The sequence below is a fragment of the Marinobacter qingdaonensis genome (assembly GCF_034555935.1).
Classification (GTDB): domain Bacteria; phylum Pseudomonadota; class Gammaproteobacteria; order Pseudomonadales; family Oleiphilaceae; genus Marinobacter; species Marinobacter qingdaonensis.
On sequence record NZ_JAYDCJ010000003.1, the window covers coordinates 1,048,382 to 1,062,445 of the forward strand.

Below are 14,064 nucleotides of genomic sequence, written 5' to 3' on the forward strand. Positions count from 1 at the left end.
GTCCTCACTGCTTTTGGGCGGCATTGATGCGTGCCAGAGAGGCCTTGGTGACCCGGTCCAGAATCACGGCCAGGATCACGATGCCGAGACCGGACACCAGTCCGACCCCCAGCTCCAGGTTGCGGATGCCCCGCAGCACCAGCACGCCCAGGCCCGGTGCCGACACCAGGGAGGCAATGACCACCATGGCCAGACTCATCATGATGGTCTGGTTCACGCCGGCCATGATGTTGGGCAGGGCCAGGGGAATCTGGACCTTGAACAGTTTCTGCCGGGGCGTCATGCCGAAGGCGTCGGCGGCTTCGATCACGTCCTTGTCCACCAGCCGGATGCCCAGGTTGGTGAGCCGGATCACCGGCACGATGGCGTACAGGATGATGGCGATGCCGTACAGCTTGGATTCGGTCACGCTGAACAGGAAGATCAGCGGAATCAGGTACACGAACGGCGGCAGGGTCTGCAGCATGTCGAGCACCGGTATGGTCATGCGTTGCATCACGTCACTGCGGGACATGGCAATGCCGATGGGTACCCCCAGCAGCACGCAGAGGAAGGCGCAGACAAAAATGATGGCCAGGGTCTGCATGGCGTATTCGTAATAGTCGATGAACGCCAGGGTAACGAAGCTGATGGCGACGAAGGACACCAGCTTCCAGGATTTGGTGACCAGGAACACCACCGCCAGCAGAATCGGAATGATGATCCACCAGGGTGCGCTGAGCATGGCGTACAGGGTGCCGTCGAGGGCCCAGCTCAGGGGTTGGGTAATCGGGTCGAGAACAACACTCAGGCTGTCCTTGATGGCGAGAAAGCCTTCTTCCAGGCCCTTGGTCAGTTCCCGGGATTGGGGAAAGGCCGGGCAGGCCTTGTTGAGGGCGTCCATGGACGGAAACGGGAGGTCCCAGGCCGAAACCTCGGGGGCCTCTTCGCCCTTGGCCTTGGACAGCAACTGGGCCATGGACATGGGGGCATCGCTTTTGCCCTCGGAACACCAGTCGTCGAGACCCAGTGATGAAAACACGAAATCGTAGGTAGCCATGATGTGTCAGGTTCCTGCGCGTAGCTCCGCCAGGTGAACGGACATTGGGTTGCTGAAGATGGAACGCAGACAGGGCCGGTGCCGGCCCTGTCATTGCATCGAGGGTTACTCGCCCAGGATGGCGGCGAGGCGCTCGCGGGCTGAGTCGTTCAGCCAGTTTTTCCAGGTGTCGGTGTTGTTGCTCAGGAAGTACACCGCCGCCTCTTCAGCCGAGGCGTTGTTGTCGCTCTTCCAGGCCAGGACCTGGCTCATGGTGTCGGTCTGGAAGGTCATCTTGCTCAGCATCTCGGCCACTTCCGGCTCCCGCTGCTGGAAGCTGGTGGTGACCGCGGTCAGCACTGGGGCAGCCGGGAAGTCAGAAACGCCGGGGTTGTCCACATCTTTGTTGGCGTTGGCGGCGTGAACCTCGGCCTTGTATTCGCCCAGGTCGATGCGGGTCATGTCGAACTTACCCAGCGGCACGGTCGGGCCCCAGTAGTAGCCGAACCAGGGCTCCTGGTTCTGTACCGCCGACGCCATGGACGAAGCCAAGGTCTCACCGGAGCCGTGGTTAAACACCTCGATGCCGGAGTCTTCCAGGTTCAGGGCGCGGATCAGGTTGTCGTTGACGATCCGGCAACCCCAGCCGTCCGGGCAGTTGTTGAAGCGACCTTCGACCAGCTCCGGGTTGGCCATGATGCCTTCAATGGTTTTCAGCTCCGGGTGCTCTTCCACTACGTAGGTCGGCAGCCACCAGCCTTCAACGCCACCCGGCGACAGCACCTCACCCAGGCGCACGATCTTGCCCTCTTCCTCCAGGCGCTTGAACACTTCGCCGGTGGAATTGACCCACAGCTCGGTCACAATGTCCGGCTCGCCGTTCTCGGCTACCGAGGTAACCGCCGGCACGGTGTCGGATGGGACCACGGCCACGTCACAGCCGTAGCCCTGCTCCATGACAAACTTGGCGACGTTGGTGACCACCGAAGCCGATGCCCAGTTCATTTCGGTGATGGACACCTGACCACACTCATTGGCTTGGGCCATGGCCGGACTGGCGGCGGCGCACAGCAGTGCGGCGGAAAGGATCTTGCGCATAATCACTTCTCCTTATCGGGGTTGGCAGATTACTTGCTCGTACATGAAGGATAGTTCACAGATTACGGCCCGGTGGCCGTAACAGATCGAAGTCGCGGTGCTCTTGGTGAAGACGGTTCTGGCAGACAAAATGCTAAGGCCTTGAACATTACACGTTTTTTAGGATAAGGATCCTGAGCCAAGATACAAGTTGGATGCCAACTAATCTGTCTTCTTGGTGTACGTATCGGTCGGTGCCGAGGGCCTGAGTGTCAAACGTCTGTAGCAATTGCCGGCTAGACTCCAGCCGTTTAGGGGGAGCGCTCTATGACCGAACTGCGGACACTGACACCGCACACCGCCATCGCGGCCGAACAAGCCAGCCGGGACAGTCGCCAGCGCCGGGCACTCCGGACCTTCCTGCCGGAAATGGTGCAGCTGGAACGGATGCTGGCGGAGGCGCCGACCCAGGTGACCACCCAGGTGCTGGACCGGATACCGGTCGCCGATCTGGCGCTGCCGATCTATCGGGTCGATCTGGGCTGCGAGCGTCCGGACGCCCCGGCCCTGTTATTGGTGGGTGGGGTACATGGACTGGAGCGTATTGGCAGCCAGGTGGTGATGGCCTGGCTCAGTTCGGTGCTGGCCCGACTGCGCTGGGACGACGGCCTGCGCCAGCTGTTGCAGAGCGTGCGGATCACCCTGTTGCCGATCCTGAACCCGGGCGGCATGTTCCTGAACCAGCGCAGCAACCCCAACGGCGTCGACCTGATGCGCAACGCCCCGATCGTGGCCCAGGAACGCAGCGCCTTCCTGCTCGGAGGGCAGCGGCTGTCGCCCCGGCTGCCCTGGTACACCGGCGATCCGGAGCAGGGCATGGAAGCCGAGAACCGGGCGCTGGAGTCGGTGATTCAGGACTTGATTCCGGGCCGGCCGTTCAGTGCCGCGCTCGATTGCCACTCCGGGTTCGGCTGGAAGGACCAGATCTGGTTTCCCTACGCCTACCGCCGCCGACCGATGCGCCGCATTGCCTCGGTCATGGCGCTCAAGCTGATCTGGGAGCAGGCCTACCCCAATCACGATTACCGGTTCGAGCCCCAGTCCCTCCATTACCTGACCCACGGGGATCTCTGGGACTATTTCTATAAGCAGGTCAATCGCGAGAGCGACGGCGTGTTCCTGCCCCTGACCCTGGAAATGGGGTCTTGGCGCTGGGTGCGCAAACGTCCGCGACAGTTGCTGCGGCTCGACGGTCTGTTCAATCCGCTGGTGCCCCATCGGCACCAGCGGGTGCTGCGCAGCCATCTGACCTGGATCGACTTCCTGGTGAACGCCGCCGCCAGCCATGAAAACTGGTTGCCGGTACGGGAAGAGGAGTCCATGCTGAGAGAAGCCGCGATCATGCATTGGTATCGGGACGCTCGCTGATAAGGATTGGCGCTGTATGGATTGGATTCTGTTGCGCGGGCTGACCCGCGAACAGGCGCACTGGGGTGATTTTCCGGAACGGCTGCAGGCGTCGTTTCCGGAGCACCGATTCCACCCGGTCGACTTGCCCGGTACCGGCGTGCATTTTCGCGAGACCAGCCCGGACACCATAACCGGCATCCGCGAAGTGGTGCGTCGGCAGGTGGCCCATATCCCCAAACCGTTCAGTATCCTGGCAATGTCCATGGGCGGCATGGTGGCGCTGGACTGGGCCCAGCACGCGCCGGAAGGGGAGATCCAGAACCTGGTGCTGATCAACACCAGCTCCGGCTTCAGCCCCTTCTGGCAGCGCATGCGCCCCGGTGCCTGGCCCAGAGTGCTCCGGCTCCTGGCCCGGCGCGAGCTGTTCGAGCGGGAACGGGACATACTGCGCCTGACCTCCAACCGGGAGCCGCCCCTGGAGCTGGTCAAGCACTGGTACCGGATCCAACGCCAGCGTCCGGTCAGTGCCGGCAATGCCCTGCGCCAGATGACCGCGGCCGCCCGCTACCGGCCGGGACGCCAGCGTCCGATGCCCGATGCCCTGCTGCTGGCCAGCCGGGGTGACCGCATCGTGCACTGGCAATGCAGCGCGCAACTGGAGCAACGCTGGTTGTGGACCCTGAAACTGCACCCGGATGCCGGCCACGACCTGGTCATCGACGACCCGGATTGGTTGATTCGCCGGCTTCGAGATTGGTTGGCCCGGTAGTTCCGGTTGCTTGACGCAACCGTCCGATCGGGGCAGGCTCACGGTTTGCCTGTCGTTGACAGGGTTCTCAAACCCAGGCCGGAACGGAGCCAACAACAATGAAAATCTTCGAAACCAAAACCGCCCCCAATCCCCGTCGCGTGCGCATGTTCATGGCCGAAAAGGGGCTGCTCGATCAAGCCGAATTCGTTCAGATCGACCTGCAGAAGGGCGAAAACCTGACCCCGGAATACGCCGCCCGCAACCCGATGAAAAAGGTGCCGGTGATGGAGCTGGACGACGGCACCTGCATCGCCGAGACCATGGCGATCTGTCGCTACTTTGAGGAGAGCTATCCGGACGCGCCCAAGCTGCTGGGTGAAACCCCGCTGGAGAAAGCCCAGATGGAGCAGTGGCTGCGCTGGATCGAGCTGTTCTTCTTCATGCCCACCGGTATGTGCTTCCAGCACACCAGTGGTTACTTCAAGGATCGCATGAATCCGATCAAGGAATGGGGCGAGGAGTGTGGCCAGCAGGTGCAGAAGTTCATGCACTTCCTGAACAAGCAGCTCGAGGGCAAGGACTACATCTGCCTGGATCGCTTCACCGCCGCCGACATCAACGCCTTCACCACCGTCGCCTTTGCCCGGGTCATCGACATTCGCATCCAGCCGGAGCAGACCAACCTGCAGGCCTGGTTTGACCGGATCAAGGCCCGGCCGTCCGCCCAGGTGTGAATGCCCGGTGCGCCACGCACCGATGCTCACTGACGAATCAGGAGACTGAGTTGATAGACCTGTATACCTCGCCAACCCCCAATGGCCACAAGGTGTCCGTGCTGCTCGAGGAACTGGGGATAGAGTACAACCTCATCCCCATCGACCTGTCAAAGGGCGCCCAGAAGACCCCGGAGTTTCTGGCCATGAATCCCAACGGCCGGATTCCGGTGATTGTCGACCGGGACAACGACGACTTCGTGGTATTCGAATCCGGCGCCATCATGGTGTACCTGGCCGAGAAGTACGGCCAGTTCTACCCCGCCGACCCCAAGGTGCGCTCGCGCGCGCTGCAGTGGCTGATGTTCCAGATGGGCGGCGTCGGCCCGATGATGGGCCAGGCGAATGTGTTCTACCGGTATTTTCCGGAGAAGATCCAGCCCGCCATCGACCGCTACCAGCACGAGTGCCGGCGCCTGTTCGAGGTGTTGGACACCCGCCTGGGCCAGTCCCGCTACCTGGCCGGTGACGAGATCACCATCGCCGATTTTGCCAACTGGGCCTGGGTGCGCACCTACAACTGGTCCGGGGTGTCCATGGACGGCCTGGAACGCTTGCGGCGTTGGGTCGACGAGCTCTATGATCGCCCCGGCTGCGCGACCGGGATCCGCAAGCCGGAGCGGCCGGAGAACACCGACGACCTGGTCAAGAGTGCCCAGACCATGGTGACCCGCTGAGCAGGACCTAAATTCACCCCTCGAAACCAACCAACAGGAGCCGGCCATGACCGCCTCGGCACAACTGACCTGTGCACTGGATAAAATTGATGGCGCCAATCGCGCCGACCCGAACCGGGAAACCGTCGACGGCGACTCGCTGCCGCGGGAATACGCCTACAGTCTGCACATGACCCGTTGGTTGTTCGCCCTGGAACCGGCGCCGTCCGAGCGCATGCAGATCGCCTGCCGGGCCCAGCACATTGAGCGCTGGACCATGCCGCGTAGCGACTACCCGGAGGGCCGCAAGGCCTATTATCAGTGGCGCCAGGCCTGCGGTCGGATGCATGGGCGACGGGCCGCCGAGATCATGGCCGAATGCGGTTACCAGGCCGCCGAGTGCGAGAAGGTGGAGACCATTCTCACCAAACGCGAGCTGCGCAAGGACGCCGACACGCAATTGCTGGAAGACGTCGCTTGCATGGTGTTTCTGGAGCGTTATTTCGCAGACTTCTATGAGGAGAAGGCGGACTACGATCGCGAGAAATGGCTACGTATTGTGCGCCGGACCTGGGGCAAGATGTCACCGCGGGGGCATGAGGCCGCACTGAAGCTGGCGGCGGGGATGCCGGCGCACCTGCTGGCGTTGTTGCAGGAGGCGTTGGCTGAGCCTGGGGAATAGTGGGCTTCGACTGACGCGTGCGGGGCGGCGGGTAGAGCCGCCCAAAATCCGCAGTGAATACCTCCCTGTATGCTCGGCTCCGCCATCCATGGCTCCGCACGATTTTGGTCGGCTCTACCCGCCGCCCCGGTCGGGCAGCTCAGTAGGCGGCCCTAAAAGAACAGCTCCTGAAGTTTTTGCCCCGGCTCCTCGGCCCGCATGAACGACTCACCCACCAGGAAACCGTAAATCCCTCGCCCGGTCATGGCGTCCACATCGGCGCGGGTCATGATGCCGCTCTCGGTGATGCTCAGGCGGTCGGCGCCGATCCGCTCGTGCAGGTCGAAGGTGGTGTCCAGGGACACCTCGAAGGTGTGCAGGTTGCGGTTGTTGATGCCCACCAGCGGCGTGGTCAGGGTCAGGGCGTCGTCCAGTTCGGCGCCGTCGTGCACTTCCACCAGCACGTCCAGGCCGATCTCGTGGGCGATACCTTCCAGTTCCTGCATCTGGTCCTTGGTCAGGCAGGCGGCGATCAGCAGGATGCAGTCGGCGCCAATGGCCCGGCTCTCGTAAACCTGGTAGGGCGCCACCATGAAGTCCTTGCGGATCACCGGCAGGCTGCAGGCGTTGCGGGCCGCCACCAGGTAGTCCTCGTGGCCCTGGAAAAAGTCCCTGTCGGTGAGCACGGACAGGCAGGCGGCACCGCCCTGTTCGTAGCTCTCGGCGATCACCGCCGGCTCGAACGGGTCCCGCAGGATGCCCTTGCTCGGGGACGCTTTCTTGATCTCGGCAATCACCGCCGGGGTCTGCTGTTCAATGCGTCGGCGCAGGGCATCGGAAAAACCGCGGGCTGGCGGCTGGTCGCCGGCTTTGGCTTTCAGATCGTCGATGCTGACTTTTCGTTTGCGCTCGTCGATTTCCTCCCACTTCCGGTCAACGATTTTCCGAAGGATGGTGGGGGTCTTGTCCAAATGTCTGTCAGTCATAACGAACCTACTGAATTGTCAGCGAGAGCCGGTGGGGTGGGGCCTTCCAAAACTGTCTGCAGCCATGGATGGCTGCAGCCAAGCCCTACAGGGACTTATTCACGGGCCGATTTTGGAAGGCCCCACCCCACCGGGTCGTCCGGCGGCGTCAGTCGCCAACCGGGATTAAAAGCATTGGGAGAAATCGGCCAGCTCGGACATTTTGCCCGCTGCCAGGCCGGAACCGATGGCGTCCAGGGCCAGATCGACACCCGCTTTCGGTGTCGCCGCCAGGCCGGCGACGTAAATCGCGGCACCGGCGTTCAGGGCGATCAGGTCCCGGGCCTTTTCCGCCATCTCGTCGTGACCGCGGCCGAAGGCGGCGCGGATCAGCTTCAGGGAGTCCTCGGAGCTGTCCACGGTCAGGCCCACCAGGGACTGGCTCTTGATGCCCAGGTCTTCCGGAGTGATGTCGTACTCGGTGATCTCGCCGTTTTTCAGCTCGGCCACGTGGGTCGGCCCGGCCAGACTGATCTCGTCCAGGCCGTCTTTCGAGCAGACCACCAGGATGTGCTCGGAACCCAGGCGATGCAGCACCTCCGCCATGGGTCGGCACAGCTCCCGGGTGAACACTCCCAGCAACTGACGTTTGACGCCGGCCGGATTGGTCATCGGGCCCAGGATGTTGAAGATGGTGCGGCAGCCCAGTTCCTTGCGCGGGCCGATGGCGTGCTTCATGGCACCATGGTGGGCCGGGGCGAACATGAAGCCGACGCCAATCTGCTCGATGCAGCGGGCGACCTGTTCCGGTGTCATGTTCAGGTTGATGCCGGCCTTCTCGATCAGGTCGGCGCTGCCGCTCTTGGACGACACCCCGCGGTTGCCGTGCTTGGCCACGTAACCGCCGGCGGCGGCGACCACGAACGCCGAGGCCGAGGACACGTTGAACAGGTTGGAGCCGTCGCCGCCGGTGCCGACGATGTCGATCAGGGGCTCGGCCTTGACGGTGACGCCGGTGGCCAGCTCGCGCATGACCTCGGTGGCGCCGGTGATTTCGTCGATGGTCTCGCTCTTGAGGCGCAGTCCCATCAGGAAGGCGCCGATCTGGGCGTCAGTGGCTTCGCCGTTCATGACGATGCGCATGACCTGTTTCATCTCATCCCGGGACAGGTCCAGGTTGGAGGCAATCCGGTTCAGAGCTTCTTTCATGTCCATGGTGAGCGGCCTCTCCGTTGTGTTGGCAATTCAGCGTCGCAGGAAGTTGCGCAGCAGTTCGTGGCCCTGTTCGGTCATGATCGACTCCGGGTGGAACTGCACGCCTTCGATCGGCAGCGTCTTGTGGCGGACGCCCATGATCTCTTCGACCGAGCCGTCCTCGTTGCGGGTCCAGGCGGTAACCTCCAGGCATTCGGGCAGCGAATCCTGGGCGATCACCAGGCTGTGGTAGCGGGTGGCCTGGAGCGGGTTGTTCAGGCCCCGGAACACGCCGGTGTCCTGGTGGTACACCGGGGACACCTTGCCGTGCATGACCCGGCCGGCGCGAACGATGTCGCCGCCGTAGACCTGGCCGATGGCCTGGTGGCCCAGGCAGATGCCCAGGATCGGCAGTTTGCCGGCGAAGTGGCGGATGGCGTCCATGGAGATGCCGGCTTCGTTCGGGGTGCAGGGGCCCGGGGACACCACCAGCCGTTCCGGCTTCAGGGCCTCGATCTGCTCGACCGTGATCTCGTCGTTGCGGTAGACCTGAACGTCGGCGCCCAGCTCGGCCAGGTACTGCACCACGTTGTAGGTGAAGGAATCGTAGTTATCGATCATCAGCAACATAAATCGTTCCTCCGCCTCAGTGGTCGAAATCGTTGTAGGTCATGGCCACCGCCCGGAAAATGGCGCGGCCCTTGTTCATGGTTTCCTTCCACTCGAGACGGGGCACTGAGTCTGCCACCACGCCGGCGCCGGCCTGGATATGCAGGGTGTTGTCCTTGATCACCGCGGTGCGGATGGCGATGGCGGTGTCCATGTTGCCGTTGAACGACAGGTAGCCCACGGCGCCGCCGTACACCCCGCGCTTTACCGGCTCCAGCTCGTCGATGATTTCCATGGCCCGGATCTTGGGCGCGCCGCTCAGGGTACCCGCCGGCAGGGTTGCGCGCAGGACATCCAGGCAACTGGTGTTGCGGTCCAGGCGGCCGGTGACGTTGGAGACGATGTGCATGACGTGGGAGTAGCGCTCCACGATCATCTTGTCGGTCAGCCGGACGGTGCCGGTTTCCGACACCCGGCCGGCGTCGTTGCGGCCCAGGTCGATCAGCATCAGGTGCTCGGCGATCTCTTTCGGATCGGCCAGCAGTTCGGACTCCAGCGCCTTGTCTTCGGCATCGGTGGCGCCGCGTTTGCGGGTACCGGCGATGGGCCGAACGGTGACTTCCTGGTCTTCAACCCGGGCCAGGATCTCCGGCGACGAGCCGACGATGTGGAAGTCGTCCAGGTCCAGGAAATACATGTAGGGCGAGGGGTTGAGTACCCGCAGCGAGCGGTACAGGTTCAGCGGCGGTGCCTCGAACGGGATGGACATGCGCTGGGAGATCACCGTCTGCATGACGTCGCCGTCGAGCACGTATTCCTTGATCTTGCCGACCGCGGCCTCGAACTTGTCCTGGCTGAAACCGGACACGAAGTCGCTCTCGTCCACGGCCTTGCCGCGCAGGTGCTGTGGGGTGCGCGGGGCGTCTGCGGTTTGCCGGTGCAGCCGGCCCTCCAGCTCGTCGATGCGACGCAGGGCCCGGTCGTAGGCGCCCTCGACCGCGGGGTCGGCGTGCACGATCAGGTGCAGCTTGCCGCGCAGGTTGTCGAACACCACCACCTCGTCGGACACCATCAGCAGGATGTCCGGGGTGCCGATCTTGTCCGGCGGGCAGCTCTGGCGCAGTCGGGGCTCGATGTAGCGCACGGTGTCGTAGCCAAAGTAGCCCACCAGGCCACCGTTGAAGCGGGGCAGCTGGTCCAGGTCCGGCGCCTTGAAGCGGGCCTGGTAGTGCTCCACGAAGTCCAGCGGGTCGTCGACCTCGGTTTCTTCAATCAGGTCATCGCCCCGGCGAACTTCCACCCGGTTGCCGAACACCTTGAGGATCTCCTGGCTGGGCAGGCCGATGATCGAATAGCGCCCCCATTTCTCGCCGCCCTGGACCGACTCGAACAGATAGGAGTAGGGGCCACTGGCCAGTTTAAGATAGGTGCTGAGGGGGGTGTCCAGGTCCGCCAGGACCTCACGGTACACAGGGATACGGTTAAAGCCGGCGTGGGCGAGCTCGTGGAACTGCTCGGGTGTCATAGGTCGGTTTCCTGAAGTCTGATCTGCATTCGCGGCTCGGGCCCGCCGTCGCGCGGGCCAGATGGTTGTCGGCTGGGCAGGGGGTGCCTGCCAGCCGCACGGCTGTTCAGCCGGTGCGCCATCGCCACCATCGTGTCGCGCGGGTAGAAAGGATGCCTCGCGCTGCAGTCAGCTTCAGTCCCTGCACGGCAGGACTCTCCCGAAATGAGTTGATCAACGTAAAGTCCCTGTGAGATTACAAAAGCTCGGCCAGTGAATCAACAACCGCGTCCGCCCCCAGCGCGTCCACCGGCTGGCCGAAGTTGTAGCCGTACCGCACTGCCACGCAGGGCAGGCCGGCGGCCAGGGCCGCGTTCACATCGGCGGCCGAGTCGCCCACCATCACCGTGGTGCCCCGGGTACCTCCCAGGGCCTCCATGGTGTGCAGCAGCGGCGTCGGATCGGGTTTCTTCACCGGCAGGGTATCGCCACCGATGGTCAGGTCAAACCAGTGGTCCAGCCCCATCTGCTCCAGCAGCGGCGCCACGAACTGTTCCGGCTTGTTGGTTACCACGCCCAGCTTGCAGCCATGGGCCCGGAGCTGGGCCAGGCAGTCCTCGACCCCCGGATACACCACCGAGTGCTGGCCGTTGATCTGTTCGTAGGCGTGAAAGAAGATCTTCAAGGCGTCTGGAAACAGGGCGTCGTCCTTGGGACGGGCCGGCTCCCAGTCGCTCTGGCCGGCGAGCGCGCGACGCACCAGGATCGTGGCGCCATTGCCAACCCAGTCCCGCACCCGGTCGATGCCGGCCGGGGAGCGGCCCAGGTGTTCGAGCATCTGGTCGACTGCGGCTGCCAGGTCAGGGGCGCTGTCCACCAGCGTGCCGTCCAGGTCGAACAGGGCGACCCCGGGCCAGCGAGGGCTGAACAGTCCGGACAGGCTCATTGGCCAATCACCTTGCGGGCCTGCTCCAGTTCCTCGCGCATGGCGTCGATGGTGGTCTTGTAGTCGTCGGTGTTGAAGATGGCGGAGCCGGCCACGAAGGTGTCGGCGCCGGCCTCGGCGATCTCGCGGATGTTCTCGGTTTTCACGCCGCCGTCGATCTCCAGGCGGATGTTGTAGTTACTGGCATCGATGCGCTTGCGGGCCTCCCGCAGCTTGTCCAGGGTGCCCGGGATGAACTTCTGGCCGCCAAAACCCGGGTTCACCGACATCATCAGCACCATGTCGAGCTTGTCCATGACGTGGTCCATGTAGTGCAGCGGGGTGGCCGGGTTGAACACCAGGCCGGCCTTGCAGCCGCCGTCGCGGATCAGTTGCAGCGAGCGGTCGATGTGGTTGCTGGCCTCCGGGTGGAAGGTGATGTAGCTGGCGCCAGCGTCAATGAACATGCGGATCAGGTCGTCTACCGGGGACACCATCAGGTGCACGTCGATGGGCGCAGTGACGCCGTGCTTGCGCAGGGCCTCGCACACCATGGGGCCGATGGTCAGGTTGGGGACGTAGTGATTGTCCATGACGTCGAAGTGCACGACGTCGGCACCGGCTGCGAGTACGTGATCGACTTCCTCGCCCAGGCGGGCGAAATCGGCAGACAGGATCGATGGGGCAATCAGGTATGGGTTCATGATGGCTCTCTCAGGCTCTCTCAATGACTCTTGCGCGCGATGGCGTGACAAATGATGCGGCCAGCGGTCCCTGCCGCCGAGGATCGACCGGTGCTAGTCTATCAGTTTGACGTACCTTTTTCGCAGCCAAAGAGTCAGGAACTGTGCCTAGAGAAACGAGAAGTGGCCATGGTCACCGATGGCTGTCCGCCGCACTGGCGGTGGCGGTTGCCGTCGCACTGGCGATGCCCGCGGGGTTGGTGGCCGAGGAGGTCCGTCCGGCCCTGATGACCGGCATGGCCGACGGCGAGCTCAGTCGCCTGCGCCCGGATGCGGCCCTGTGGCTGGAGCTGGACACCGGCGAGCGGGCGCTGGGTCTGTTTCACCCCGAGCAGGAGGTGCCGGCCCAGGGCGCCCTGGTGGTGCTGGCGGACGTCGGTGAAAACGCCGCGTCCGAAGCCGCCGATGGTCTGGCCCGGCAATTGGCGAAGCGGGGGTGGGCGTCGTTGGTGCTGGGGTTGCCGGCGCCGGACCGGGCGCTGCAGCAGAGCCTGGAGGCGCCGGCGGAAAAGGAGCCGGCGGCCGAGGCCGGCGCCACCGCCGACAGCTCGGTAATGATTGACGTCATGGCCTCGCCCGAGGCGGAGTCGCCCGAACAGCGCTACCGCGCGCGGGTGCTGGAAACCCTGGAGCTGGCGGTCACGGAGCTGTCCGGGCGCGGCTACCAGCGTCCGGCCCTGGTTGGTATCGGGCGGGCCAGCAATCATCTGGTGGCCGCGTCCCAGGCGGTGCCCGACGCCCAGGCCCTGATCTGGGTGGCGCCGGAATTCTATCCCCAGGACGCGGTGACGCTGGCGAACCAGCTCACGGCCCAGTCCGAGCTGGCGATCCTGGAATTGTACAGTGCCCGTAATGGCGGTGCGGCGGACAGCCGGCAGCGCCGGGCGGAGGCGCTGCGGGCCGGGTTCGAGGGACTCGATCGACAGCCGGTGGCGCTGCAGCGGCCGGTGTCCGGGCACGCCAGCGGGGCCCTGGCCGGGCGCATCGCCGCCTGGCTGGAGAATCGCTAAGTCGCATTACGGTCGCAGTCGATGCCGGCGTTTGACCAGCTCCCAGGCCTGCTGGTAGCGCAACAGCCGCTCCTTGGCCAGGGCCGATTCCTCGATGCTGACCCGGCGCTGGGCCAGTTTGTCCGGATGGCAGTCGGACACCTTCTTGCGGTAGGCCCGCTTGATCACCTCGATGGGGTCGCGCCGGGTCACCCCCAGCAACTCGCAGGCCTGTTCGTAACTGGTGGGTTTCGCCAGGTTGGCGGTGTGGCGAATCCAGACTTTGGCCGCGTAACTTTCGAAGATGTCGTCGCTGATGCTGACCGGCAGGCCGATCTGGTCGATGGCGTCCTCGCACCGATAGCGCCGGGCCTTGGTCGGCCGGCCTTTGAGTTGGGAGGCGTGGCACAGGCAGATGGCGATGGTCAGGGCCGGCGCTGGCACCAGCCGGTTGGTCAGACGCAGCAGCAGGCCCCGGCGACCGGGCAGCTGTTGCGCCGTCTTGCCCTGTTGGAACCAGTTGATGGCGCGGCGGCGCTGGCGCTGGGACAGGCGCAGGGCCTTGATCAGGCCCTCGGCGTAGCCGATGTCGGCCTCGCTGACCCGACCCTCGGCTTTGGCGATGTAGCCCAGGAAAAAGAACAGGGGCGCGCGGCACCAGAGTGGCAATCTGGCCCGCTCCAGCAGGGTTGATGTTTGGTGGCCGCAGGCAGCCAGCTCCTGTAGCAGGGTACTGAACTCGGCTTCGATCCGTCCCGGCAGTGCCGGCTGTCCTGCGCCCTCTGCCAT

General features: G+C 64.2%; 15 protein-coding genes. 6 read left to right on the forward strand and 9 right to left on the reverse strand.

Annotation, left to right across the window (positions count from 1 at the left end; all coding sequences use genetic code 11):
- Nucleotides 1-4: 4 nt before the first annotated feature.
- Nucleotides 5-1,039, reverse strand: a complete 1,035-nt coding sequence (locus U5822_RS07940) for an ABC transporter permease (protein ID WP_322855090.1) — start codon at nt 1,037-1,039, stop codon at nt 5-7.
- 105 nt (nt 1,040-1,144) lie between these two features.
- A complete protein-coding gene (locus tag U5822_RS07945; RefSeq protein WP_322855091.1) occupies nt 1,145-2,116 on the reverse strand; it encodes an ABC transporter substrate-binding protein in 972 nt (323 codons plus the stop codon).
- A gap of 306 nt (nt 2,117-2,422) precedes the next feature.
- Between U5822_RS07945 and U5822_RS07950 the strand changes: the two genes are divergently transcribed.
- The 5 genes from U5822_RS07950 to U5822_RS07970 all read left to right on the forward strand — a co-directional run bounded on the left by U5822_RS07950 (nt 2,423) and on the right by U5822_RS07970 (nt 6,367).
- A complete protein-coding gene (locus tag U5822_RS07950; protein WP_322855092.1) occupies nt 2,423-3,523 on the forward strand; it encodes a M14 family zinc carboxypeptidase in 1,101 nt (366 codons plus the stop codon).
- Nucleotides 3,524-3,539: 16 nt separating this feature from the next.
- Nucleotides 3,540-4,274: an alpha/beta fold hydrolase gene (locus tag U5822_RS07955; protein ID WP_322855093.1), complete on the forward strand. Its 735-nt coding sequence runs from the start codon at nt 3,540-3,542 to the stop codon at nt 4,272-4,274.
- Nucleotides 4,275-4,372: 98 nt separating this feature from the next.
- Entirely contained in the window at nt 4,373-4,990 is a 618-nt protein-coding gene (locus tag U5822_RS07960) for a glutathione S-transferase family protein (RefSeq protein WP_322855094.1), read from the forward strand.
- A 50-nt stretch (nt 4,991-5,040) separates the two neighbouring features.
- Nucleotides 5,041-5,706 carry a glutathione S-transferase family protein gene (locus U5822_RS07965; RefSeq protein ID WP_322855095.1) on the forward strand — a complete coding sequence of 222 codons (666 nt, stop codon included), beginning with the start codon at nt 5,041-5,043 and terminating at the stop codon, nt 5,704-5,706.
- A 46-nt stretch (nt 5,707-5,752) separates the two neighbouring features.
- Nucleotides 5,753-6,367 carry a DUF4202 domain-containing protein gene (locus tag U5822_RS07970; RefSeq protein ID WP_322855096.1) on the forward strand — a complete coding sequence of 205 codons (615 nt, stop codon included), beginning with the start codon at nt 5,753-5,755 and terminating at the stop codon, nt 6,365-6,367.
- Between the two features lie 152 nt (nt 6,368-6,519).
- Here the strand turns inward: U5822_RS07970 and trpC are convergent, their stop codons facing one another.
- The 6 genes from trpC to rpe all read right to left on the reverse strand — a co-directional run bounded on the left by trpC (nt 6,520) and on the right by rpe (nt 12,247).
- Nucleotides 6,520-7,332: an indole-3-glycerol phosphate synthase TrpC gene (gene trpC, locus U5822_RS07975; RefSeq protein WP_322855097.1), complete on the reverse strand. Its 813-nt coding sequence runs from the start codon at nt 7,330-7,332 to the stop codon at nt 6,520-6,522.
- Nucleotides 7,333-7,497: 165 nt separating this feature from the next.
- Nucleotides 7,498-8,526 (reverse strand): anthranilate phosphoribosyltransferase, encoded by a 1,029-nt coding sequence (trpD, locus tag U5822_RS07980; RefSeq protein ID WP_322855098.1) that lies wholly within the window; start codon nt 8,524-8,526, stop codon nt 7,498-7,500.
- Nucleotides 8,527-8,556: 30 nt separating this feature from the next.
- Complete coding sequence (locus U5822_RS07985; RefSeq protein WP_322855099.1) at nt 8,557-9,135, reverse strand: aminodeoxychorismate/anthranilate synthase component II; 579 nt, start codon at nt 9,133-9,135, stop codon at nt 8,557-8,559.
- 16 nt (nt 9,136-9,151) lie between these two features.
- Nucleotides 9,152-10,639 (reverse strand): anthranilate synthase component I, encoded by a 1,488-nt coding sequence (gene trpE / locus U5822_RS07990; RefSeq protein ID WP_322855100.1) that lies wholly within the window; start codon nt 10,637-10,639, stop codon nt 9,152-9,154.
- Between the two features lie 235 nt (nt 10,640-10,874).
- Nucleotides 10,875-11,564, reverse strand: a complete 690-nt coding sequence (locus tag U5822_RS07995; protein WP_322855101.1) for a phosphoglycolate phosphatase — start codon at nt 11,562-11,564, stop codon at nt 10,875-10,877.
- Nucleotides 11,561-12,247 (reverse strand): ribulose-phosphate 3-epimerase, encoded by a 687-nt coding sequence (gene rpe / locus U5822_RS08000; protein ID WP_322855102.1) that lies wholly within the window; start codon nt 12,245-12,247, stop codon nt 11,561-11,563. Before rpe ends, U5822_RS07995 begins: the two co-directional genes overlap by 4 nt.
- A 143-nt stretch (nt 12,248-12,390) precedes the next feature.
- On the opposite strand from rpe, the gene U5822_RS08005 reads away from it, so the two are divergent.
- On the forward strand, nt 12,391-13,296 hold the full coding sequence (locus tag U5822_RS08005; protein WP_322855103.1) for a DUF3530 family protein: 906 nt from the start codon (nt 12,391-12,393) through the stop codon (nt 13,294-13,296).
- A gap of 6 nt (nt 13,297-13,302) precedes the next feature.
- On the opposite strand, the gene U5822_RS08010 is transcribed toward U5822_RS08005, so the two are convergent.
- On the reverse strand, nt 13,303-14,064 hold the full coding sequence (locus U5822_RS08010; RefSeq protein ID WP_322855104.1) for a molecular chaperone DjlA: 762 nt from the start codon (nt 14,062-14,064) through the stop codon (nt 13,303-13,305).